This is a genomic window from Chimaeribacter californicus, assembly GCF_002858675.1.
GTDB classification, from domain to species: Bacteria; Pseudomonadota; Gammaproteobacteria; order Enterobacterales; family Enterobacteriaceae; genus Chimaeribacter; species Chimaeribacter californicus.
Genome location: NZ_PJZF01000005.1, coordinates 89276 through 111121 on the forward strand (window position 1 = coordinate 89276; position 21846 = coordinate 111121).

The 21846-nt window shown below is 56.6% G+C and carries 23 protein-coding genes and 1 other RNA gene; 14 read left to right on the top strand and 10 right to left on the bottom strand.

Annotated elements, in window-relative coordinates; translation table 11 throughout:
* Positions 1-192: 192 nt before the first annotated feature.
* Positions 193-289: signal recognition particle sRNA small type (gene ffs / locus CYR55_RS08105), an RNA gene on the top strand.
* A 454-nt stretch (positions 290-743) separates the two neighbouring features.
* On the opposite strand, the gene CYR55_RS08110 is transcribed toward ffs, so the two are convergent.
* The 3 genes from CYR55_RS08110 to CYR55_RS23315 form a co-directional block, all read right to left on the bottom strand.
* On the bottom strand, positions 744-947 hold the full coding sequence (locus CYR55_RS08110; RefSeq protein ID WP_072926899.1) for an HHA domain-containing protein: 204 nt from the start codon (positions 945-947) through the stop codon (positions 744-746).
* Positions 948-998: 51 nt separating this feature from the next.
* A complete protein-coding gene (tomB, locus tag CYR55_RS08115; RefSeq protein ID WP_101815650.1) occupies positions 999-1367 on the bottom strand; it encodes an Hha toxicity modulator TomB in 369 nt (122 codons plus the stop codon).
* 157 nt (positions 1368-1524) lie between these two features.
* Complete coding sequence (locus tag CYR55_RS23315; protein WP_146000966.1) at positions 1525-1878, bottom strand: hypothetical protein; 354 nt, start codon at positions 1876-1878, stop codon at positions 1525-1527.
* Between the two features lie 328 nt (positions 1879-2206).
* On the opposite strand from CYR55_RS23315, the gene CYR55_RS08120 reads away from it, so the two are divergent.
* Genes CYR55_RS08120 through CYR55_RS08130 form a run of 3 tightly spaced genes read left to right on the top strand, consistent with a single transcriptional unit; the run spans position 2207 to position 4797 of the window.
* Positions 2207-3043 carry a metal ABC transporter ATP-binding protein gene (locus CYR55_RS08120; RefSeq protein WP_420912726.1) on the top strand — a complete coding sequence of 279 codons (837 nt, stop codon included), beginning with the start codon at positions 2207-2209 and terminating at the stop codon, positions 3041-3043.
* The gene (locus CYR55_RS08125; protein WP_101815651.1) at positions 3040-3897 is read left to right on the top strand and encodes a metal ABC transporter permease; all 858 of its coding nucleotides are present in this window, start codon (positions 3040-3042) and stop codon (positions 3895-3897) included. The genes CYR55_RS08120 and CYR55_RS08125 overlap by 4 nt, the downstream gene beginning before the upstream one ends.
* Before the next feature lie 21 nt (positions 3898-3918).
* Positions 3919-4797, top strand: a complete 879-nt coding sequence (locus tag CYR55_RS08130) for a metal ABC transporter substrate-binding protein (RefSeq protein ID WP_101815652.1) — start codon at positions 3919-3921, stop codon at positions 4795-4797.
* A gap of 142 nt (positions 4798-4939) precedes the next feature.
* Here CYR55_RS08130 and ykgO read toward each other — a convergent pair whose 3' ends face one another.
* The 4 genes from ykgO to CYR55_RS08150 form a co-directional block, all read right to left on the bottom strand.
* Entirely contained in the window at positions 4940-5083 is a 144-nt protein-coding gene (ykgO, locus tag CYR55_RS08135) for a type B 50S ribosomal protein L36 (protein ID WP_101815653.1), read from the bottom strand.
* Positions 5084-5093: 10 nt separating this feature from the next.
* Positions 5094-5354 carry a type B 50S ribosomal protein L31 gene (locus CYR55_RS08140; RefSeq protein WP_101815654.1) on the bottom strand — a complete coding sequence of 87 codons (261 nt, stop codon included), beginning with the start codon at positions 5352-5354 and terminating at the stop codon, positions 5094-5096.
* 151 nt (positions 5355-5505) lie between these two features.
* The gene (gene acrB / locus CYR55_RS08145; protein WP_101815655.1) at positions 5506-8664 is read right to left on the bottom strand and encodes a multidrug efflux RND transporter permease subunit AcrB; all 3159 of its coding nucleotides are present in this window, start codon (positions 8662-8664) and stop codon (positions 5506-5508) included.
* Positions 8665-8680: 16 nt separating this feature from the next.
* Positions 8681-9892 (bottom strand): efflux RND transporter periplasmic adaptor subunit, encoded by a 1212-nt coding sequence (locus CYR55_RS08150; protein WP_101815656.1) that lies wholly within the window; start codon positions 9890-9892, stop codon positions 8681-8683.
* A 142-nt stretch (positions 9893-10034) separates the two neighbouring features.
* Here CYR55_RS08150 and acrR point away from each other — a divergent pair, with 142 nt between their 5' ends.
* Entirely contained in the window at positions 10035-10718 is a 684-nt protein-coding gene (gene acrR, locus CYR55_RS08155; protein ID WP_101815657.1) for a multidrug efflux transporter transcriptional repressor AcrR, read from the top strand.
* Between the two features lie 141 nt (positions 10719-10859).
* Here the strand turns inward: acrR and rsmS are convergent, their stop codons facing one another.
* The 3 genes from rsmS to priC all read right to left on the bottom strand — a co-directional run bounded on the left by rsmS (position 10860) and on the right by priC (position 11910).
* Positions 10860-11027, bottom strand: coding sequence for a pleiotropic regulatory protein RsmS (gene rsmS, locus CYR55_RS08160; protein ID WP_072926458.1), 168 nt, complete (start codon positions 11025-11027; stop codon positions 10860-10862).
* A 9-nt stretch (positions 11028-11036) separates the two neighbouring features.
* Positions 11037-11285: a GlsB/YeaQ/YmgE family stress response membrane protein gene (locus CYR55_RS08165; RefSeq protein WP_101815658.1), complete on the bottom strand. Its 249-nt coding sequence runs from the start codon at positions 11283-11285 to the stop codon at positions 11037-11039.
* 85 nt (positions 11286-11370) lie between these two features.
* A complete protein-coding gene (gene priC / locus CYR55_RS08170) occupies positions 11371-11910 on the bottom strand; it encodes a primosomal replication protein PriC (RefSeq protein WP_101815659.1) in 540 nt (179 codons plus the stop codon).
* A gap of 173 nt (positions 11911-12083) precedes the next feature.
* Between priC and CYR55_RS08175 the strand changes: the two genes are divergently transcribed.
* The 9 genes from CYR55_RS08175 (at position 12084) to CYR55_RS08215 (ending at position 21808) form a co-directional block, all read left to right on the top strand.
* Positions 12084-12452, top strand: coding sequence for a DUF454 family protein (locus tag CYR55_RS08175; RefSeq protein WP_101815788.1), 369 nt, complete (start codon positions 12084-12086; stop codon positions 12450-12452).
* Between the two features lie 198 nt (positions 12453-12650).
* Positions 12651-13202: an adenine phosphoribosyltransferase gene (apt, locus tag CYR55_RS08180; RefSeq protein WP_101815660.1), complete on the top strand. Its 552-nt coding sequence runs from the start codon at positions 12651-12653 to the stop codon at positions 13200-13202.
* A 77-nt stretch (positions 13203-13279) separates the two neighbouring features.
* Entirely contained in the window at positions 13280-15325 is a 2046-nt protein-coding gene (gene dnaX / locus CYR55_RS08185; protein WP_101815661.1) for a DNA polymerase III subunit gamma/tau, read from the top strand.
* 50 nt (positions 15326-15375) lie between these two features.
* On the top strand, positions 15376-15705 hold the full coding sequence (locus CYR55_RS08190; protein ID WP_101815662.1) for a YbaB/EbfC family nucleoid-associated protein: 330 nt from the start codon (positions 15376-15378) through the stop codon (positions 15703-15705).
* On the top strand, positions 15705-16310 hold the full coding sequence (gene recR / locus CYR55_RS08195; protein WP_101815663.1) for a recombination mediator RecR: 606 nt from the start codon (positions 15705-15707) through the stop codon (positions 16308-16310). Before CYR55_RS08190 ends, recR begins: the two co-directional genes overlap by 1 nt.
* Positions 16311-16486: 176 nt before the next feature.
* The gene (gene htpG / locus CYR55_RS08200) at positions 16487-18367 is read left to right on the top strand and encodes a molecular chaperone HtpG (protein ID WP_175580790.1); all 1881 of its coding nucleotides are present in this window, start codon (positions 16487-16489) and stop codon (positions 18365-18367) included.
* A gap of 189 nt (positions 18368-18556) precedes the next feature.
* On the top strand, positions 18557-19201 hold the full coding sequence (gene adk, locus CYR55_RS08205) for an adenylate kinase (RefSeq protein WP_101815665.1): 645 nt from the start codon (positions 18557-18559) through the stop codon (positions 19199-19201).
* A 200-nt stretch (positions 19202-19401) separates the two neighbouring features.
* Positions 19402-20364 (top strand): ferrochelatase, encoded by a 963-nt coding sequence (hemH, locus tag CYR55_RS08210; RefSeq protein WP_101815666.1) that lies wholly within the window; start codon positions 19402-19404, stop codon positions 20362-20364.
* Positions 20365-20503: 139 nt separating this feature from the next.
* Positions 20504-21808, top strand: coding sequence for an inosine/guanosine kinase (locus tag CYR55_RS08215; protein ID WP_101815667.1), 1305 nt, complete (start codon positions 20504-20506; stop codon positions 21806-21808).
* Positions 21809-21846 lie beyond the last annotated feature (38 nt).

A 21846-nucleotide genomic window follows, 5' to 3' on the forward strand; every position in this document is an offset into this window, starting at 1 on the left:
GCAGGAAAGGCAGCGGCTGGGCGAGGCGCCCTGCGTCATCAAGCCCTTACCAGGAGCTGGAGGGTCTGTGTCAGCATAATAAAGAGGGATTGTTTAAGAAAACAACGGTCAGGTGGTAATGGGTTGCTTTTAGCAGGGGGTTCACTGATAATGCTCACCGCTCCGTAACACCGGAGCCGTCAATGGAGGCCCTGTTGGTTCTCCCGCAACACTAACTTGTGAACTCGGTCAGGTCCGGAAGGAAGCAGCCGCAGCAGGCGTCGTGTGTGCCGGGATGTAGCTGGCAGGGCCTCCACCCAATTCTGCCCCTCTCGTATTTATTATTTCTCCGGCACTCGCCACATTTTCCCTTATTACGCTGTGCCTGTACTGCGTGACGCTCTTCTTTTGCTTTTTTACCCGCAATATATACAGCTACCGTTAGAAATAAACTTACATAAAATTAAGCAAACCGGCGGTAAATACAGCTTTTTTGTTGGTTTTATGTGCGAAATTGGTAAATTTCATTAATGAATTGATGCTGAAAATGCCTTACTGCAACTACACTGATAACTATAGCAGAGGAAAACGGGCGCTTTTTCTGATTTAGATTGGAAAAGATCACAAAGAGTGTCATAGCACACAGGGAAAGGCACTATAAACGGGTTGGAGAACGAGGGAGTGAAAGACGCTGAGCTAAGTGATTGAAGCCGATAGAAGTATCGGCTCAACGTTATTTATCTTAACGGAACGCTAAGCTGCAATTAACGAACATACTTCCAGACAGAAGTCGGCACTTTGTCATAAAGTTTATTCATTGTCAGTTCAGCGAGGCGATGATCGGCTGCCGAATAAAACATTTCAAGCTCATCATCGGAAAGCTCATACTTATTCTTTTCAATAACGCGCTCTAATGTGTCTATTGTTGTGCATTTACGTAAACGCATCAGGTAGTCGATCTTTTTCATCATAGTCATAGTGAGTCTAATCTTATTAAGTAGATTGCAGTGAATTATCTATTAAGTTCTAATCAGGGTACAGATATTCTCTTCTGAGAACATTCCGAATAATCGTCTTTTAGTTTTTTGCCAGCGCTTTAAATCAGCGGTGCTGATGCCGTAATTACCAAACAACGTGTAGGTGTCGTCCAGATACTCTTCGACCCGATCGGCAAGCGCAAGTTCATCCTGATATTTTATTTTAAAACTCATGACGAAAGAAGCAATATGTTCAATCAATTCGTTCAATTGCAGATTAACCTCAGACGTCGGGTCATTCACCCAGCCGTGGTGGCTGTCTCCCAGTGTGGCAATGCCTTCATCATACAGGCTCTCACACAGGAACTTCAGTTGGGCAACATCATGCCGCTTCGGCGAATACTCATCCATATCATCTCCTCCGTTAGGTCGTTATTCATATTGATAACACTAAGTGAGTAATTTAATAACCGGACAGATGAGAGATCATTTTAATCTGTGATGGCTGACATCCTTCAAATAAATATAAAGCATTTTTCAGTATCGTGGGAGGAAGAATTACCCAAAATTACAATTCATCAGAGGGTGAGGGGCGGCTGTTATCAATGGTATTGAAACAGATCTGAGATCCTGAATGTGTAAACGTGATTCTCTCTTCCGACTGTTCAGCGGCATCTATATCCAGGCAGCCGTTGAAAATTGTCCAACGATAGCGATAAGTCATTGAATAGAGGTGCTCAGAAAGTTGCTCTACCTGGGTAACTGCCAGGCTTCCTGTCTCGTACCGGGCATTATCTGAATAATAGCTCAAATTCCCGACCAGGGTATCTTCCAGCAGAGGAATATTCGCATCGACGAGTGTTTGGATGTCAGAAACTGAAAGCGCCGCCTTCCCAGAAGGTAAAGAAATACAGAGTTGCATTTATTCATCATGTTTTATTGACGCGTATTTGTAGTATTGCACACTACTGAACCTTTTGTCAGTGCAGCCAACGGACTTTTTTTCCAGTTTTGCACTTCTTATCTTGCTGAAAAGTCATGCTTTTAACCTTGGTACATAAAAAATTACTCTTTAATCACGTATTTTTGCAACATCAGGGATGAATTTTCAGATTCCGGGCGTTGCATCCTTGCATACGTTTGTAGGCAGTGTCCTGCCATCGCACTGTTGAACCCGGCTGGCTTTTGTGATGTTATATTATAACAATTATTGACGGTGAGGCCGCTATGCCTGTTTCCACCTTTTCCCCGTGTCGCCTGAGCTGGCTGATGACATCTGCCCCGGCGCGCTGCATGGCCGCTGCATCAATGCTGGCCCTGCTGTGGGCCGCCATTTACTGGGCGAACCTTTTGCCATGATCACCTTGCATCATCTTACCGCAGGGTATGGGCGGCAACCGGTGACATGCCCCCTGAACGGTGTTTTTCAACCCGGATCCCTGACTGCCATTATTGGTGCGAACGGCAGCGGCAAATCCACGCTGCTTAAAACAGTGGCAGGGCTGCAGCCCCCGGTTTCAGGGGAGGTCAGGCTGGCACGCAGTGAACGCCGTCAACTGGCTTTTCTGCCACAGCAGGCTGACCTGGATCGCCAATTTCCTTTACTGGTAGACGATCTGGTCGCCATGGGGTTATTAGGCAGCCGCGGCGTGTTTGGGCGGCTGACCGCCCACCACCGGCAGCAGGTGGCGGCGGCGCTGAGCCAGGTTGGCATGACAGATTTCGCCCGTGAGCCGATTGGAAAACTCTCCGGCGGGCAATTTCAACGTGTGTTGTTTGCCCGCTTGCTGGTGCAACAGGCACCGTTAATTCTGCTGGATGAACCCTTTACCGGCATTGATGAAGCGACCGTCCGCCTGTTGCTGGAGGTTATCGCCGCGTGGCATGCCGAGCAGCGTACCGTCATTGCCGTGTTGCACGATATAGAAATGGTTGGCGCGTGCTTTCCTCATACTTTATTGCTGCACCCGCAGAGTAACGCGTGGGGCAACACGGCGCATGTGCTGGGCCGGCACACTGACTGCAGCGCGATGGCAGCGGCAGGCGGGATTTTCACCGCCGATGCGGCGGCGGGAACGGCTTTATGATGCTGCATCTGTTAAGCGATCCTTTCGTAACCTTCGGGTTTATGCGCCGCGCACTGGTGGCTTGCCTGGCATTATCACTCAGTGCCGCGCCGCTGGGTGTTTTTTTGCTGTTACGCCGCATGAGCCTGGTCGGGGATGCCCTTTCACATGCGGTTCTGCCCGGCGCGGCAATCGGCTATCTCCTTTCCGGGATGTCACTGGTGGCGATGGGCATCGGCGGCTTTATTGCCGGCCTGGCAGTCGCGGTGCTTTCCGGCTGGGTCAGCCGGCATACGGCATTGAAAGAAGATGCGAGCTTCGCCGGTTTCTACCTTGGATCGCTGGCGCTGGGCGTAACGCTGGTGTCACTGCGCGGCTCCAGTATTGATCTGCTGCATGTGCTGTTTGGTTCTATTTTGGCGGTGGATGCCCATGCCCTGATACTGGTAGGCGGGATTGCCAGCGCGTCATTGTTGCTGCTGGCAGGGCTTTACCGGGTACTGGTGATTGAGTCTTTTGATAAAACTTTTTTGCAGATTAGCGCCGGACGCTGGCTGCCGGTGGCCAATGCGGCCTTTCTGGCGCTGGTCGTGATTAATCTGGTCGCGGGCTTTCAGATTCTCGGCACGCTGATGTCGGTCGGGTTGCTGATGTTACCGGCCGCGGCCGCCCGGCTATGGGCCCGCACGTTGCCGGCCACCCTGTTTACCGCCATCGTATTTGGTATGACTGCCAGCCTGACCGGGTTGCTCTGGTCTTATTACGCGTCAATTCCTGCCGGCCCGGCCATTGTGCTGAGCGCCGCCGTGCTGTTTTTTATGTCTGTTTTATTTGGCCGGTATGGCGGAATTTTTGCCGCTGCGCGGTCGTTATAGTGCGTTAAATAAGGAGAGGTCATGAAATATTTACCGGTGGTGTTGGCGACGGCTGCCCTGTTGTCCGCCCCCTCAGTAATGGCAAAAACCGTGGAGGCCGTGGCCAGTTTTTCTATTCTGGGTGATATGGTGCAGCAAATCGGGGGAGAGCATGTTCATGTAAAAAACCTGGTCGGGCCGGACGGCGATCCCCACAGCTATGAGCCCAGCCCCCAGGACAGCGAGGCGCTGGCGCACGCCGATGTCGTATTTGTCAGCGGGCTGGGGCTGGAAGGGTGGATGGATCGTCTGATTAGCGCGTCAGGGTATCGCGGGCACCCGGTAGTGGCCTCGGAGGGGGTGAATACCCGGCAGATGGAAGAAGAGGGGAAAATGATCACCGACCCCCATGCCTGGAACAGTATGCAAAATGGCGTGTTGTATGCCCGGCATATTATGGCGGCACTGGTCGCATCTGACCCGCAGGACGCGGACTATTTTCGCCGGCGCGGTACAGCCTATATCACGCAGTTACAGCAGCTCGATCAATGGGCTAAACAACAATTTGCCCATGTCCCGGCAGAAAAACGCAAAGTGCTGACCAGCCACGATGCGTTTGGTTATATGGGGCGCGAATACGGTGTCACCTTTATGGCCCCGGTGGGGTTCTCTACCGAGGCAGAAGCCAGCGCCAGTGATGTAGCGGCGTTGATCGGGCAAATCAGGCAGCAGCACGTCAGCGCTTACTTTATCGAAAACCAGACCGATCCGCGGCTGGTTAAACAGATTGCGGGGGCCAGCGGCGCACAGCCTGGTGGGGAGCTCTATCCGGAAGCGTTATCAAAACCCGGTGGCCCGGCACCCACCTATGCGCAGGCATTTCAGCATAATGTGACTGCTCTGGTCAGCAGCATGAAATAAATATCGCCCCGTTACATCAGGTAGCGGGGCACATCTCCTTATCCGTATGTTCTTATCCGCCTGAAAATAAAACGCCCCGCTGGGCAGCAGCGGGGCGTTTACTGATAGTTTTATCCCCCGGAAAAGGGGGGATTACCGGCGACTATTTACGGCGCTTTTTTCTGCCCTGGACGGCATTAAATCGTGGATTGCTTTTACAGATGACATAAACGCGGCCATGGCGACGAACCACTTTGCAATCTTTATGGCGAAGCTTGGCTGAACGCAGCGAACTCAGTACCTGCATGGTGTTCTCCTCAGGCAGATTTAGGCGTCAGGAAGCGGCCAAAACGCTGCTGGAAGCGTGCGGTGCTGCCCTCTTTGGAAAACTCTTTCTGTTTTCCGGTGTAATAAGGGTGTGACGCAGACGAAACTTCAATCGCCACGTAAGGCAGCTCACGGCCTTCCCACTCAATGGTGCGTTCAGTGCGCATAGTTGACCCTACGATGAAATAGGTATCGGCGCTGGTATCGTGAAACACGACGGTGCGGTAGTCAGGATGAATGCCGGTGCGCATAACGATCTCCTTTATTTGATATGTTATAACATAACGAATGATGCAGGCAGTATTGCGCAGAATCTGACGGATAGCAAGCCCTACGGCAGAAAACGGGGAAATAGCAGGCAAAAAAAAGCCGCGCAGTGCGCGGCTTTTAAGCTCTATGGGATCAGTGTTTATCCAGAGAGACGTTTGCTGTGTGGCTATGCTCTACATCGTCCGATTTCTTGCTGAAGCGGCGACGCACCACCACAAAGAATACCGGAACAAAGAAGATGGCGAGGATGGTAGCGGTCACCATCCCGCCCATTACGCCGGTACCTACCGCGTTCTGGGCACCGGAGCCGGCCCCGGTCGAGATAACCAGCGGCAACACGCCCAGGATAAAGGCCAGTGAGGTCATCAGAATCGGGCGCAGACGCATCCGCACTGCTTCCAGTGTTGCCTCAACCAACCCTTTGCCCTCTTTGTCCATCAGGTCTTTGGCGAACTCCACAATCAGAATGGCGTTCTTCGCTGACAACCCAATGGTGGTCAACAGCCCCACCTGGAAGTAGACGTCGTTGCTCAGGCCACGGAAAGTCGCGGCAAGCAGCGCCCCGATAACCCCAAGCGGTACTACCAGCATGACGGAGAACGGGATCGACCAGCTCTCATACAGTGCGGCGAGACAGAGGAACACCACAATCAGCGAGATGGCATACAGGGCAGGGGCCTGATTGCCGGAGAGCCGCTCCTGATAGGACATGCCCGTCCAGTCATAGCCGATACCGGCCGGCAGTTTCGCCGCCAGTGATTCCATCATCGCCATGGCCTCACCACTACTCTTACCCGGTGCCGGCTGGCCCAGCAGCTCCATAGACGGCAAGCCGTTATAGCGCTCCAGACGTGGTGAACCATGCTCCCAATGCGAAGTGGAGAAGGAAGAGAACGGCACCATCTGGCCATTGCTGCCACGCACATACCAGTTGTTGAGATCGCTTGGCAACATGCGGTATTGCGCTTGTGACTGTACGTAAACTTTCTTCACGCGTCCGCGGTCAATAAAGTCATTCACGTAGCTGCCGCCCCAGGCCGAGCCCAGCGTGGTATTGATGTCAGAGATAGAAACGCCCAGCGCCTCGGCTTTCTCCTGATCAATTTCCAGTTTGAACTGCGGGGTATCCTCCAGGCCGTTCGGGCGCACACCCACCAGCAGATCGCTGTGTTGGGCAATCATACCGAGCAGTTGGTTACGCGCTTCCGTGAGTTTCTGGTGACCCAGGTTAGCCTGATCAATCAACTGGAAGTCAAAGCCGGTGGCGGTACCCAGCTCAACAATGGCCGGCAGGTTGAACGGGAACACCATGGCGTCTTTAATCGCTGAGAAAGTGCCCATGGCACGCCCGGCAATCGCCGGAACCTTGTTCTCCGCGCCGCTGCGTTCAGACCAGTCTTTCAGGCTGACGAAGGCGATACCGGTGTTCTGACCCTGACCAGAGAAGCCAAAGCCGTTAACCGCAAACACCGAGTTCACGTTGGCTTTCTCATTTTCCAGGTAGTAGTGGGTCACCTCATCCAACACTTTCTGCGTCCGCTCCTGAGTTGCCCCAGCCGGCAGCTGAACCATGGTCAGGAACACGCCCTGGTCCTCTTCCGGAAGGAAGGAGGTCGGCAGGCGGATGAACAGCAGCGCCATACCCACCACGATCAACAGATAAATCAGCAGATACCGGCCGGTGCTGCGCAGGATATTGCCGACGCTGTCGGTATAGTGGTTGGTGCTGCTTTCAAACATCCGGTTGAACCAGCCGAAGAAGCCTTTCTTGTCATCATGGTGACCTTTCGGCACCGGCTTCAGCAGCGTGGCACAGAGCGCCGGCGTCAGGATCAGGGCCACAATTACCGACAGCACCATGGCTGACACGATGGTAATAGAGAACTGACGGTAGATAACCCCGGTGGAACCACCGAAGAAGGCCATCGGGATAAAGACCGCTGACAGCACCAGCGCAATCCCGACCAGTGCCCCCTGGATCTGCTCCATGGATTTTTTAGTAGCTTCTTTCGGCGGCAGGCCCTCTTCGACCATTACGCGCTCGACGTTCTCCACCACCACAATTGCATCATCCACCAGGAGGCCAATCGCCAGCACCATCCCGAACATCGTCAGGGTGTTGATCGAATAGCCAAAGGCAGCGATAACCGCAAAAGTACCCAGCAACACCACCGGCACCGCGATAGTAGGGATAAGCGTGGCGCGGAAGTTTTGCAGGAACAGGTACATCACCAGGAAGACCAGCACGATCGCTTCGAACAGCGTTTTCACCACTTCATTGATTGAGATCTGAACGAAGGGGGTAGTGTCATACGGGTAGACCACTTGCATCCCGTTCGGGAAGAAGGGTTTCAGTTTGTCCAGAGAGGCTTTTACCGCTTTCGAAGTGTCGAGCGCGTTGGCACCGGTCGCCAGTTTGATGCCGAGACCGGCAGCCGGCTGGCCGTTAAAGCGAGCCACAACGCTGTAGTTCTCACCACCCAGCTCAATGGTCGCCACATCACGCAGGCGAACTTGCGAACCGTCCGGATTCACTTTCAGCAGGATTTTACCGAACTCTTCTGTGGAGGTCAGGCGCGTCTGCGCAATGATAGAAGAGTTAAGCTGTTGCCCTTTTACCGGCGGCGTCCCGCCCAGCTGACCGGCGGCCACCTGGTTGTTCTGCACCGTAATGGCGTTGATGACATCCACCGGGGTCAGGGCAAAGTTGGTGAGCTTGTTCGGATCCATCCAGATGCGCATCGCATACTGGGAACCAAACAGCTGCACGTCACCCACGCCTGTAGTCCGGCTGATCGGGTCCTGGATGTTTGACGCCACATAGTCCGCAATATCTTCCTGCGTCATGGTGCCGTTGTTATTGACGAAGCCGGCCACCATCAGGAAGCTGCTGCTCGACTTCTGTACCTTGATCCCTTGTTGCTGCACTTCCTGCGGCAACAGCGGCATCGCCAGCTGCAGTTTGTTCTGTACCTGCACCTGGGCGATGTCTGCGTCAGTGCCGGAGGCAAAGGTCAGGGTCAGGGTCACGCTGCCGGAGGAGTCACTGGAGGACGCCATGTACATCAGGTTATCGATGCCGTTCATGTTCTGCTCGATAACCTGCGTCACGGTGTCCTGCACTGTCTGCGCATCAGCACCCGGGTAGGTGGCGGATATTTCAATCGCCGGAGGTGCAACCGTCGGATATTGCGCAATCGGAAGCTTCAATATCGACAGGCCGCCCGCCAGCATAATAATGATGGCGATAACCCACGCAAAAATGGGGCGATCTATAAAGAACTTAGCCATGTATTACCGGCTCCTATTAAGACTTCGAGGCCTGATCGGACGATGCCTGCTGCTGTTGGGCGGCGGGTTGCGCCGGCGCATCAGCGCTCACTTCCTGCACTTTCACCTGGGCACCCGGCTTCACTTTCTGCAGCCCGGTCACAATCACGCGGTCGCCCGGCTTCAGCCCGGCCGTGACCAGCCATTTATCACCAATCGCCTGGGAAGTGGTCAGCGTACGGGTCTCAACCTTGTCACCGGCACCCACCACCATGGCAGTAGCTTCGCCACGCGGGTTACGGGTGATGCCCTGTTGCGGCACCAGCAGCGCATTTTCATTGACGCCTTCATCGAGCCGCGCACGGACAAACATCCCCGGCAGCAGAACATGGTCCGGGTTCGGGAACACGGCGCGCAACGTAATAGAGCCGGTGGTCTCATCCACGGTCACGTCGGAGAACTCCAGCGTACCTTCCTGCTTATATTGGCTGCCGTTTTCCATCAACAGGGTGACTTTGGCCTTGCCGTTTTGCTGTTTCAGTGACCCTTCCGCCATCTCCTGCTGCAGACGCAGGAAATCCGTGCTGGATTGGGTGACATCGACATAAATCGGGTCAAGCTGCTGAACCGTTGCCAGCGCCGTGGTCTGGCCGCTGGTGACCAGCGCGCCTTCTGTTACGCTGGATTTGCCGATGCGGCCGCTGATAGGGGAGGTGACTTTGGTGTAAGCCAGGTTAATACGTGCGGTTTCTACGGCGGCTTTGGCGGCGAGTACGGAGGCATCGGCAGAGCTGGCATCGGCCTGCGCCTGATCGTAGTCCTGTTTACTGATGTAGTTAGTCCCGAGCAGGGGTTTATAACGGGTCAGCGTAACACGGGCAATTTGCGCACTGGCTTGTGCCTTGGCCAGATCGCCTTTGGCACTGTCATAGGAAGCCTGATACGTTGCAGGATCGATCTGATAAAGGGACGTCCCGGCTTTAATATCACTGCCTTCAACAAAGTTGCGCTTAAGAATAATGCCGCTGACCTGAGGGCGAACCTCTGCCACGCGGAAAGCCGTGGTACGGCCGGGCAGTTCAGTGGTGATATTCAGCGGCGCTGTTTTCAGCGTCACGATGCCTACTTCCGGCGCTTGCTGTTGCTGGGCCCCCTGTGAGGACTCCTTATCATTACATCCTGTGAGAACTAAGCTGCCTGAAAGCATCAGAACGGCCGCCAGAGGCGTTAACCCTCTGTTTTTGTTCATAGATAAACCTCAAGTGTCCGATTTCAAATTGATCAATGGATCACAAGCCATAAAACCCATTGCTGCATTTTAGATATGTGCGTACCATCGTACATACATACGCGAATGTATGTAAGACATCTCTTTGTGAAAACCAATTGCCATGGCACGAAAAACCAAACAACAAGCACTTGAAACCCGTCAACACATTCTGGATGCCGCAGTGAGGGAATTTTCAGAACGTGGAGTGTCTGCGACGTCACTGACCGACATTGCTACCGCGGCCGGTGTAACGCGGGGTGCTATCTATTGGCACTTCAAAAACAAGGTAGACTTGTTTAATGAAGTCTGGGCAATTTCTGAGTCTAAAATAGACGATCTCGAAATAGAGTATCAGGCAAAGTATCCCAATAATCCACTGCGCATTCTGCGTGAAATCCTTATCTATATTCTCCGTGCCACGGTAGACGATCCACGCCGGCGTGCCTTGATGGAGATCATTTTTCATAAATGTGAATTTGTGGGTGAGCTGATGTCCCTGCAGCAGGCTCATAAAATTTTGTATCTTGAAAGTTATGAGAAAATAGAGGCAGTTTTAAAAAATTGTATTGAGCTCAACTTATTGCCCATCGATCTTGATACCCGGCGGGCGGCGGTGGTGCTGCGCTCTTATATTAGCGGGTTGATGGAGAACTGGCTGTTTATGCCGGAAGGGTTTGATCTCAAAGGGCAGGCAGCGCATTACGCCGATATCTATATTGATATGGTAAAACTTAGCCCGCATTTACGCTTAGGCAGTACGCCTGACAGCGAACAAAGTCAGGGCGCTATCTCTGATGATAAATAACCGGGTCTGATGATAAATAAGCTGCCGTTATGTGGGCGTGCCTATTTTTTCTCAGGTTGCCTTTGTATTTCTGCGGCAGCAATATCTGTTTGCGGGAACCGGCCACCATAGAAAATGAAGGGGGCCGGGCTACACAGAACGTCAGGCGCTGAGCGGGCCGTCACCGCCCAGACGCAACTTTTCCCGGTAGTCACGCGCGACAATCTCCAGCGCCGCCAGGGCGATATCCGGGGCAATTTCATTGCATTCAAGCAGATAGATAAGATCTACTGCCAACTGCAGTTCCGGTGAGGCATTTTCAACTGACATAAGCCCAACTCAATAGGTACGTTTGCGATAAACAAACAGAATCAGGATTGCGCCCGTCAGTGCGATAAGCAAGCTTCTGAAACTGAACCCGGCGACCGAGCCTGACTCCAGATAAGTGCTGATATAGCCCCCGACCAGCGCACCGCTGATAGCCAGCACCACCCATAAAATCACGCTCCCGCCTTCTTTACCCGGCATAACCACTTTTGCCAGCAGCCCGACCGCCAGCCCCAGAATGATCCATGAAATCAGGCCCATAATGTTCTCCAGCTCCGGACATCGTTATAGTATAGATAATTACGGATGCTGTAAGGCCGGGGGGTTAAAAAATTGTGATAAACATTCAAAAACCGTTTTCTTTTCTTTCAACCGCCCGTTCAATCCGCACCAGTGCCTGGCGGCAACGCTGCAGCCGGCCTTCAAGCGCCGCCAGTTCCTGCTGGATTTTTCGCTGCTGAGCCAGGGACTCCTGCCGGCCGAGCAGGCTTTCGCGATCGCGGATCATGGCGATGAGCCGGCGTTCAAAATCCTGATGCTGGGCCAGCCGGTGGTAAATATCCTCTTTACTCTCAGCCTGCGGGCGTGACACAGCCTTGCGCAGCGCCAGAGTTGCCAGCTCACGCTGCAACGCGCCGATCTGCGTCACCAGCCGGTCAGCCACAAAGGCCACCTGTGCCATGCGCTGCTCAGCCACCACCGCTTTCAGCTGTGCCAGGTTTTGCCGCACTTCAGCCAGATAGTCGCGCAGCCGCGTGCCATGGGTATGAAACAACCCGGCATCAAAACGCGCCTGTTGTGCCGGCACATGGCCGACAGGCTCAATTTCAACGGCCAGCGCATTAATCTGCTGTTCCAGCGTCTGTAAAACTTTTTGCGTTGTCACATTTTCTCTCCGGTGGGGCTTCCCGGTAGCTTGCCGCTGAAACGCCGGGCTGACAAGCCGGTTTCATTGTGCCAGGCCGGGATTGAACGTTACTATAACCGTTTGCCGGGGCAGGGGCCGCTTGTCAGGCAGCAACCGGCCAGAGAAAGGAGCAGGGAAGAATGAAAAGAGACGTGTGGCGCTGGGCACTGATTATAACCGGGTGGCTGGCGGTGGTGCTGGGCGCCCTGGGTGCCGTACTGCCGCTGCTGCCGACCACCCCGTTTCTGCTGCTGGCTGCCTGGTGTTTTTCCCGATCCTCACCGCGTTTCCATCATTGGCTGCTCTACCGCTCGTGGTTTGGCAGTTATCTGCGCCACTGGCAGGCACACCGGGCATTACCGCCCAATACCAAGTGGAAAGCGATGGCCTTTACGGCACTCTCTATCAGCATCTCGCTCTTTTTTATCAGGATTTTATGGGTGCGTGTGCTGCTGGCTATGCTGATGCTGGTGTTGCTCGCGATAATATGGCGCCTGCCGGTGGTTGATCAAAAGCAATAAAATACGCATTGCACAGCGGGCTTCGGTTGCATTTTCACTGGAGTTTGCATAAATTTGGGCGTTTTCGTGCGTGGGTCATCTCCTCTTTCCCTTTATCGTCCTTCTCCTTAAGGCATTTGCACGTCACGTTGGTGACGGGGCAGGGATATCAGGCGGCCTGCGTTTAAGTCAGAACACCCGCTTTTTCAGGCACACATTATGATCGCTACTGCACAGCAGCTTCAGTTAATTAAAGACAGTATCAAGACCATCCCCGACTACCCGAAGCCGGGCATACTGTTCCGTGACGTCACCAGCCTGCTGGAAGATCCGAAAGCCTATGCCGCCAGTATTGAAATGCTGGCCGCGCGCTACCGCGATACCGGCGTCACCAAAGTGGTTGGGACTGAAGCCCGTGGTTTCCTGTTTGGTGCACCGGTTGCCCTGGTGCTGGGCGTCGGTTTTGTGCCGGTGCGCAAGCCCGGTAAACTGCCGCGTGCGACCCTCAGCGAAAGCTATGAGCTGGAATACGGCACCGACAAACTTGAAATCCATACCGATGCCATCCAGCCGGGTGACAAAGTGCTGGTGATCGATGACCTGCTGGCCACCGGCGGCACCATTGAAGCCACCGTGAAGCTGATCCGCGCCCTGGGCGGCGACGTCACCGACGCAGCCTTCATCATCGATCTGCCGGAGTTGGGCGGCGAACAGCGCCTGACCCGCCAGGGCATCAACTGCTTCAGCCTGGTCTCTTTCGGCGGCCACTAACCGAAGCATTCAGCCTCGCCGCTCTGGCGAGGCTGTGTTAGCATTACCCTCCAGATTTCCCAACTTCTCCGGTATTAATGAGCTATCAGGTTCTTGCCCGTAAGTGGCGCCCGCAAACCTTCGCTGATGTTGTCGGCCAGGAACATGTCCTGACCGCGCTGGCCAATGGCCTGTCGCTGGGGCGGATTCATCATGCCTACCTGTTTTCCGGTACGCGCGGCGTGGGGAAAACCACCATCGCCCGCCTGCTGGCAAAAGGGCTGAACTGCGAAACCGGGATCACCGCCACCCCGTGCGGCAAGTGCGACAACTGCCGGGAAATTGAGCAGGGGCGCTTTGTCGATCTGATCGAGATTGACGCCGCCTCGCGCACCAAGGTCGAAGACACGCGCGAACTGCTGGACAACGTCCAGTACGCCCCGGCCCGTGGCCGCTTCAAGGTCTACCTGATCGATGAAGTGCACATGCTGTCACGCCACAGTTTCAACGCCCTGCTGAAAACGCTGGAAGAGCCGCCGGCACATGTGAAATTCCTGCTGGCAACGACCGATCCACAGAAATTACCGGTGACGATTTTGTCACGCTGCCTGCAATTCCACTTGAAAGCGCTGGAGCCGGAGCAGATCCGTCAACAGCTGGAGACGGTGCTGCAGGCGGAGCAGATTGCGGCGGAGCCGCGCGCGCTGCAACTGCTGGCCCGCGCGGCGGACGGCAGTATGCGCGATGCGCTGAGCCTGGCCGATCAGGCCATTGCCATGGGGCAGGGGCAGGTCGGCACGGACACCGTCAGCCAGATGCTCGGCACATTAGATGATGAACAGCCGCTGGCGATCATCGAGGCGCTGGTCAGCGCCGACGGCGAGCGGGTGATGGCCCAGGTGGAACAGGCTGCGTCACGTGGCGTGGATTGGGAAGCGCTGCTGGTGGAAACCCTGACGCTGCTGCATCGAATCGCGATGCTGCAACTGCTGCCGGGTGCACTGGACGATCACTACGCGGTGGTGGAACAGCGCCTGCGCGAACTGGCGCGGGCAGTGCCGCCAACCGATATCCAGCTCTATTACCAGACGTTGCTGATCGGGCGGAAAGAACTGGCGTTCGCCCCCGATCGCCGCATGGGCGTGGAGATGACGCTGTTGCGCGCACTGGCGTTTCACCCGAAGGCCGTGATTGCTGAGCCGGTGATGCCGGCACAGCCTGCGGTGCCGCAGGCGCAACCGCAGCCTCAGAGACCGGCGGCCTATGTTCCGCCGGCCTATGTGCCGCCTGCGCCTCAGCCACCTGCCGAGCCGCCGGTACGGCCACCGGCTCCGGCCATGCCGCAGGCACCGGCTCCGGCCATGCCCCAGCCAGCCCCGCCACCGGTACAGGCCCCGGCAGAACCGGCTACCGTGGCGTCCGGCATTTCTGATACGGCTAAACTGTTGCAGGCACGCACCCAGCTATTGCGGCAGCAGGGGAATCACAGCCCAAAAAAAGCTGAGCCGGCGGCGCCTGGTGCGCGGCCGGCCACCTCAGCGCTGGAGCGGCTGGCTTCAGTGACCGAACGCACCCAGCAGCGGCTGGCCTCACGGCCCGCCGTACCGGAAACACCGGCTAAACCGGAAGCCTACCGCTGGAAAGCGCAGGCGCAGCCGGAAGCCGCAGAGGCGCAGCCGCTGGCAACGCCCAAAGCGCTGCGTTCGGCGCTGGAACATGAGAAAACCCCGGAATTGTCAGCTAAGCTGGCAGAAGAGGCACTGGAGCGTGACGACTGGGCAGCCTATGTGCACCAGTTGCCGTTGCCGAAGCTGGTGCAGCAACTGGCACTGAATGCCTTCCGTGAAGTGGTGGGGCCGTCAGAACTGCGGCTGCACCTGCGCCCGGCGCAGCGCCACCTTAATTCACCGTCAGCACAAAAGGCGCTGGCCGAGGCGATTTCCGCCTGCGAAGGGCATCCGGTTGAATTGACAGTGATTGAAGACGATAATCCGGCGGTGCGAACGCCGCTGGAGTGGCGTCAGGCAATTTATGAAGAAAAACTGGCGCAGGCGCGTCAGTCGATTATCGCGGATAATAATATCCAGACCCTGCGCCGCTTCTTCGACGCGGATCTGGATGAAGACAGTATTCGCCCCCTTTAACTGCCGCGGTGCATGTTGCACAACGCGGCCCAGCGCAAAGAGAGATGACTATGTTTGGTAAAGGCGGTCTGGGTAACTTGATGAAACAAGCCCAGCAGATGCAAGAAAAAATGCAGCAGATGCAGGAAGAAGTCGCCAAGATGGAAGTAACCGGCGAGTCCGGCGCTGGCCTGGTTAAAGTCACCATCAACGGCGCACACAACTGCCGTCGTATCGAGATCGATCCGAGCCTGATGGAAGATGACAAAGACATGCTGGAAGATCTGGTGGCGGCGGCCTTCAACGATGCGGCCCGCCGTATTGACGAAGCGTCGAAAGAGAAAATGTCCTCGGTTTCCAGCGGCATGCAACTGCCGCCGGGCTTCAAGATGCCGTTCTGATGCAGACCAGCCCGCTTCTCGAAACCCTGATGGAGGCGCTGCGCTGCCTGCCGGGCGTTGGCCCGAAGTCGGCCCAGCGCATGGCGTTCCAGCTGTTGCAGCGCGATCGCAGCGGCGGGATGCGCCTGGCACAGGCGTTGACGCGTGCCATGTCGGAAATCGGCCACTGTGCCGATTGCCGCACCTTTACCGAGCAGGAAATCTGCACCATCTGCGCGAACCCGCGTCGCCGTCAGAATGGTCAGATCTGCGTGGTGGAAAGCCCGGCGGACATCCATGCCATTGAACAGACCGGGCAGTTCTCCGGCCGTTACTTTGTGCTGATGGGCCACCTCTCGCCACTGGACGGCATCGGGCCGGATGACATCGGCCTGGATCGCCTGGAGGAGCGTATGGCCTCCGAGACGATCCAGGAGCTGATTCTGGCCACCAACCCCACGGTGGAAGGGGAGGCGACCGCCAACTACATCGGCGCAATGTGCGGGCAGTATGGCGTTGCCGCCAGCCGCATCGCTCATGGCGTACCGGTCGGCGGTGAACTGGAGATGGTAGACGGCACCACGCTGTCACACTCTCTGGCGGGCAGGCACCCGATCAAGTTCTGATCCAAAAGGCGCGGGCACTCCGCGCCTTTGTTCGTTTTAACTGCGCATTTTCACACCACTCGTGCATTTTCCCGGTTGAATTTCCCCTGTGCTATCCCCATCTCCTCACCATTGTCGGGTTCATCCCGCCGCATTCAGCCCAAACACTGTTTTTAGGATTGAGGTAGAACATGAGTATGAAAGGTCAAGAAACCCGCGGGTTCCAGTCTGAAGTTAAGCAACTGCTTCACCTGATGATCCACTCGCTCTATTCGAATAAGGAAATTTTCCTGCGTGAGCTGATCTCCAACGCGTCAGATGCCGCCGACAAACTGCGCTTCCGCGCGCTGTCCGCCCCTGATCTGTACGAGGGCGACGGCGAACTGCGTGTGCGCCTCTCCAGCGACAAAGAGAAGCGCACGCTGACCCTCAGCGACAACGGTATCGGTATGCGCCGCGACGAGGTGATTGATAACCTCGGCACCATCGCCAAATCCGGCACCAAATCGTTCCTGGAATCCCTGGGGTCTGACCAGGCCAAAGACAGCCAGCTGATCGGCCAGTTCGGCGTCGGCTTCTACTCGGCGTTCATCGTGGCGGACAAAGTTACGGTACGCACCCGCGCGGCCGGTGCCTCAGCGGACGAAGGCGTGTTCTGGGAGTCCGCCGGGGAAGGTGATTACACCATCGCCGACATCACTAAAGCGGAGCGCGGCACCGAAATCACCCTGCACCTGCGCGAAGGGGAAGATGAGTTCCTCGACGACTGGCGCCTGCGTTCGATTATCGGCAAATATTCCGATCACATCGCGCTGCCGGTGGAGATCCTGAGCCGCACCGAAGGGGAAGGCGACGAAGGCAGCACCGAAAGCTGGGAGAAGATCAACAAGGCGCAGGCCCTGTGGACCCGCAGCAAATCCGACGTCACCGAAGATGAATACAAGGCGTTCTACAAGCACATCGCCCATGACTTCACCGACCCGCTGACCTGGAGCCACAACCGCGTTGAGGGCAAACAGGAGTACACCAGCCTGCTCTACATCCCGGCCCAGGCGCCGTGGGACATGTGGAACCGCGATCACAAACACGGCCTGAAACTCTATGTGCAGCGCGTCTTCATCATGGACGACGCCGAGCAGTTTATGCCGAACTACCTGCGTTTCGTGCGCGGCCTGATCGACTCCAACGACCTGCCGCTGAACGTTTCGCGTGAAATCCTGCAAGACAGCCGCATCACCCAGAACCTGCGCGGCGCGCTGACCAAGCGTGTATTGCAGATGCTGGAGAAACTGGCGAAAGATGACGCCGAGGCTTACCAGACATTCTGGCAGCAATTTGGCCTGGTGCTGAAAGAGGGCCCGGCAGAAGACAGCGCCAATAAAGAGAGCATCGCCAAACTGCTGCGCTTCGCCACCACCCAGAGCGACAGCGCCGCCCAGACGGTCTCGCTGGAGGAGTACGTCAGCCGCATGGTGGAAGGGCAGGAGAAGATCTACTACATCACCGCCGACAGCTACGCCGCCGCGAAGAGCAGCCCGCATCTGGAGCTGTTCCGCAAAAAAGGCATCGAAGTGCTGCTGCTCTCCGATCGCATTGACGAGTGGATGATGAGCTACCTGACCGAGTTTGACGGCAAGCCGCTGCAATCCGTCAGCAAAGCCGATGAGGCGCTGGACAAGCTGGCAGACGAAGAGAATGAACAGCAGAAAGAGGCCGAGAAGGCGCTGGAGCCGTTTGTGGATCGCGTCAAGACCCTGCTGGGTGACCGCGTGAAAGAGGTGCGCCTGACCCATCGCCTCACTGATACCCCGGCGATTGTCACCACCGGCGCAGATGAGATGACCACCCAGATGGCGAAACTGTTCGCCGCTGCCGGCCAGCAAGCCCCGGAAGTGAAATACATTTTCGAGCTGAACCCGGATCACTCCCTGGTCAAACGCGCATCCGCCGTGAGCGAAGACGAACATTTTGCCGAGTGGGTCGAGCTGCTGCTTGATCAGGCACTGCTGGCAGAACGCGGCACCCTGGAAGACCCGAACCAGTTTATCCGCCGCATGAACCAGCTGCTGCTGGCCTGATTGCCGGGATAACCCTGACAGCCTGTATTGCCGGTGCAATACAGGCTTTTTTATGGACGAAACGGCCACAATATTGGCTGGGCAAAAGTCTGCTATTGCCGCCGCTTCCTTGAGCCGCCGGGCCTGCAATGGTATGGTTGAGCGTTTTCGACATTTTTATAAAAACTACATAGCAAGGGGATTTACGCGATGCGTATCATTCTGCTGGGCGCTCCGGGCGCTGGTAAAGGTACTCAGGCTCAATTCATCATGGAGAAGTACGGGATTCCGCAAATTTCCACGGGTGACATGTTGCGCGCAGCTGTGAAAGCAGGATCTGAGCTGGGCAAACAGGCCAAAGAAATTATGGACGCCGGCAAGCTGGTCACCGATGAGCTGGTGATCGCGCTGGTGAAAGAGCGCATTACGCAGGAAGATTGCCGTAACGGTTTCCTGCTGGACGGCTTCCCGCGCACCATCCCGCAGGCCGATGCCATGAAAGAGGCCGGCATTAAAGTGGATTGCGTGCTGGAGTTTGACGTGCCGGACGAACTGATCGTCGAGCGCATCGTTGGCCGCCGCGTACACCCAGGTTCCGGCCGCGTGTACCACATCAAATTCAACCCGCCGCAGCAGGAAGACAAAGACGACGTCACCGGTGAAGCGCTGATCACCCGCAAGGACGATCAGGAAGAGACCGTGCGCAAACGTCTGGTTGAGTACCATACCCTGACTGAGCCGCTGATCGCTTACTATCGTAACGAAGCGGACGCGGGCAACACCCAGTACCACAAAATCGACGGCACCCGCAGCGTCGCGGAAGTGCGTCAGGAGCTGGCTGCCCTGCTCGGGTAAGTATGCTGCCGCTGACCATGCCGGGCCTCTGCCCGGCATTTTTTTATCCCTTATTCTCCCTGCCGGTATGCGTAGCCAGCGCCTGTTGCTGCTATCGGTGCCGGGACGACCCATTTTGGTTACAATACTCAGCAAATTTTTAACCAGTTACCCTGAGGCCATAGCTGCATCACGGGGCGGTTTTACAGAAGGAAAGGCTCATGGGGCAAGAAAAGTTAGGGGTTCTGATGGTGAACCTCGGTACGCCTGAGGCACCGACGCCGCAGGCGGTCAAACGTTATCTGGCAGAATTCCTCGGTGACCGCCGGGTGGTGGATACCGCGCGCTGGTTGTGGTGGCCAATCCTCAACGGCGCGATCCTGCCGTTCCGCTCACCGCGCGTGGCCAAACTCTACCAGTCCGTCTGGATGGAAGAGGGCTCGCCGCTGATGGTCTTCAGCCGCCGCCAGGAAAAAGCGCTGGCGGCCCGCCTGCCGGGCGTGCCGGTAGAGCTGGGCATGAGCTACGGCAAGCCCAGCCTGCCGGAGGCGATTGAGAAGCTGCTGGCGCAGGGCGTGACCCGGCTGGTGCTGCTGCCGCTCTACCCGCAATACTCCTGTTCCACCAGTGCCGCCGTGTTTGACGCGGTGGCCCGCCACCTGACCCAGTACCGTCGCCTGCCGTCGCTGCACTTTATCCGTGACTATGCCGAACACCCGCAATATATTGCGGCCTTGAAAGAGACGGTTGAGCGCTCATTCGCCCGGCACGGTATGCCGGACCGGCTGCTGCTGTCGTTCCACGGCATCCCGCAGCGTTACGCCGATCAGGGCGACGACTACCGCACGCGCTGTGAAGACACCGCCCGCGCGCTGTTTGCCGCGCTGGATCTGCCGCCGGGCGTCGGCATGATGACCTTCCAGTCCCGCTTCGGCCGTGAGCCGTGGCTGACCCCGTACACCGACGAAACCATGAAAGGGTTACCGGCGCAGGGCGTGAAGCATGTGCAGCTGATCTGCCCCGGTTTTGCCGCGGACTGCCTGGAGACGCTAGAAGAGATCAAAGAGCAGAACCGTGAAATCTTTATGGAAGCGGGCGGTGAGAAGTTTGAATACATCGACTGCCTGAATGATGAACCGGCCCATATTGATCTGTTCGAACAACTGATTAAACAGCACGCCTGAGCATGACCCTTTTCCGGCCACCGTGCAGTGGCCGGAGACAAAACCCCGGTTTCAGGCGGCGCGGCGTCACGCAGGCAGTTTTTCAGCGTGAAAGTTGTGCTACTATCGCCCGCCTGTTTCCCAAGCTGTGCCAATCCCGATGAAATTCCCAGGCAAACGTAAATCCAAACACTATTTTCCCGTCAATGCGCGTGACCCGCTGCTGCAACCAGCGCAGGCCGAGAGCGAAACTGCCCGTTCCTACGTGGTGGGCATCGATCAGACGCTGGTGGACATTGAAGCCAAAGTGGATGATGACTTTATCCAGCGCTATGGCCTGAGCGTCGGCCACTCGCTGGTGATTGAGGATGATGTCGCGGATGCGATGTATCAGGAGCTGATGAGCAGCAACCTGATCACCCACCAGTTTGCCGGCGGTACCATCGGCAATACCCTGCATAACTACTCGGTGCTGGCGGATGACCGCTCAGTGCTGCTGGGCGTGATGTGCAACAACGTGCAGATCGGCGGCTACGCCTACCGTTACCTCTGCAATACCTCCAGCCGTACCGATCTCAACTATCTGCAGGGCGTGGATGGCGCGATTGGCCGCTGCTTCACGCTGATTGGTGAGCACGGCGAGCGCACTTTTGCCATCAGCCCGGGCCAGATGAACCAGCTGAAGCCGGAGAGCATCCCGGAAGCGGTGATCGCCGGTGCCTCGGCGCTGGTGCTGACCGCCTATCTGGTGCGCTGCAAACCGGGCGAGCCGATGCCGGAAGCCACCATGCAGGCCATCGCCTATGCCAAAAAGCATGAGGTGCCGGTGGTGCTGACGCTCGGCACCAAATATGTGATTGCGGACAACCCGGAAGGGTGGCGCGAATTCCTGCGTGACCACGTCTCAATTCTGGCGATGAACGAAGAAGAAGCCGAAGCGCTGACCGGCCTGAGCGATCCGTTGCTGGCCTCCGATATGGCCCTGGAGTGGGTGGATCTGGTGCTCTGCACCGCCGGGCCGAACGGCCTCTATATGGCGGGCTACACCGAAGAGTCCAGCCGCCGCCAGACCCAGCACCCGCTGCTGCCGGGGGCAATCGCCGAATTCAACCTGTATGAGTTCAGCCGGGCGATGCGCCGCCAGCACTGCGAGACGCCGTTCCGCATCTACTCTCACATCGCGCCGTACATGGGCGGGCCGGAGAAGATCATGAACACCAACGGCGCGGGGGACGGGGCGCTCTCTGCGGTGCTGCATGACATCGCGGCCAACGGTTACCACCGCAACAACGTGCCGAACTCCAGCAAACATGCGCGCAGTTTCCTGACCTACTCCTCGCTGGCACAGGTGTGCAAATACGCCAACCGCGTCAGCTATCAGGTGCTGAACCAGCACTCACCGCGCCTGACGCGCGGCCTGCCGGAGCGGGAAGACAGCCTGGAAGAGGCGTACTGGGAGCGGTAAACCCCGGTCAGCCATGCAGAAGGGCACCTGTTCAGGTG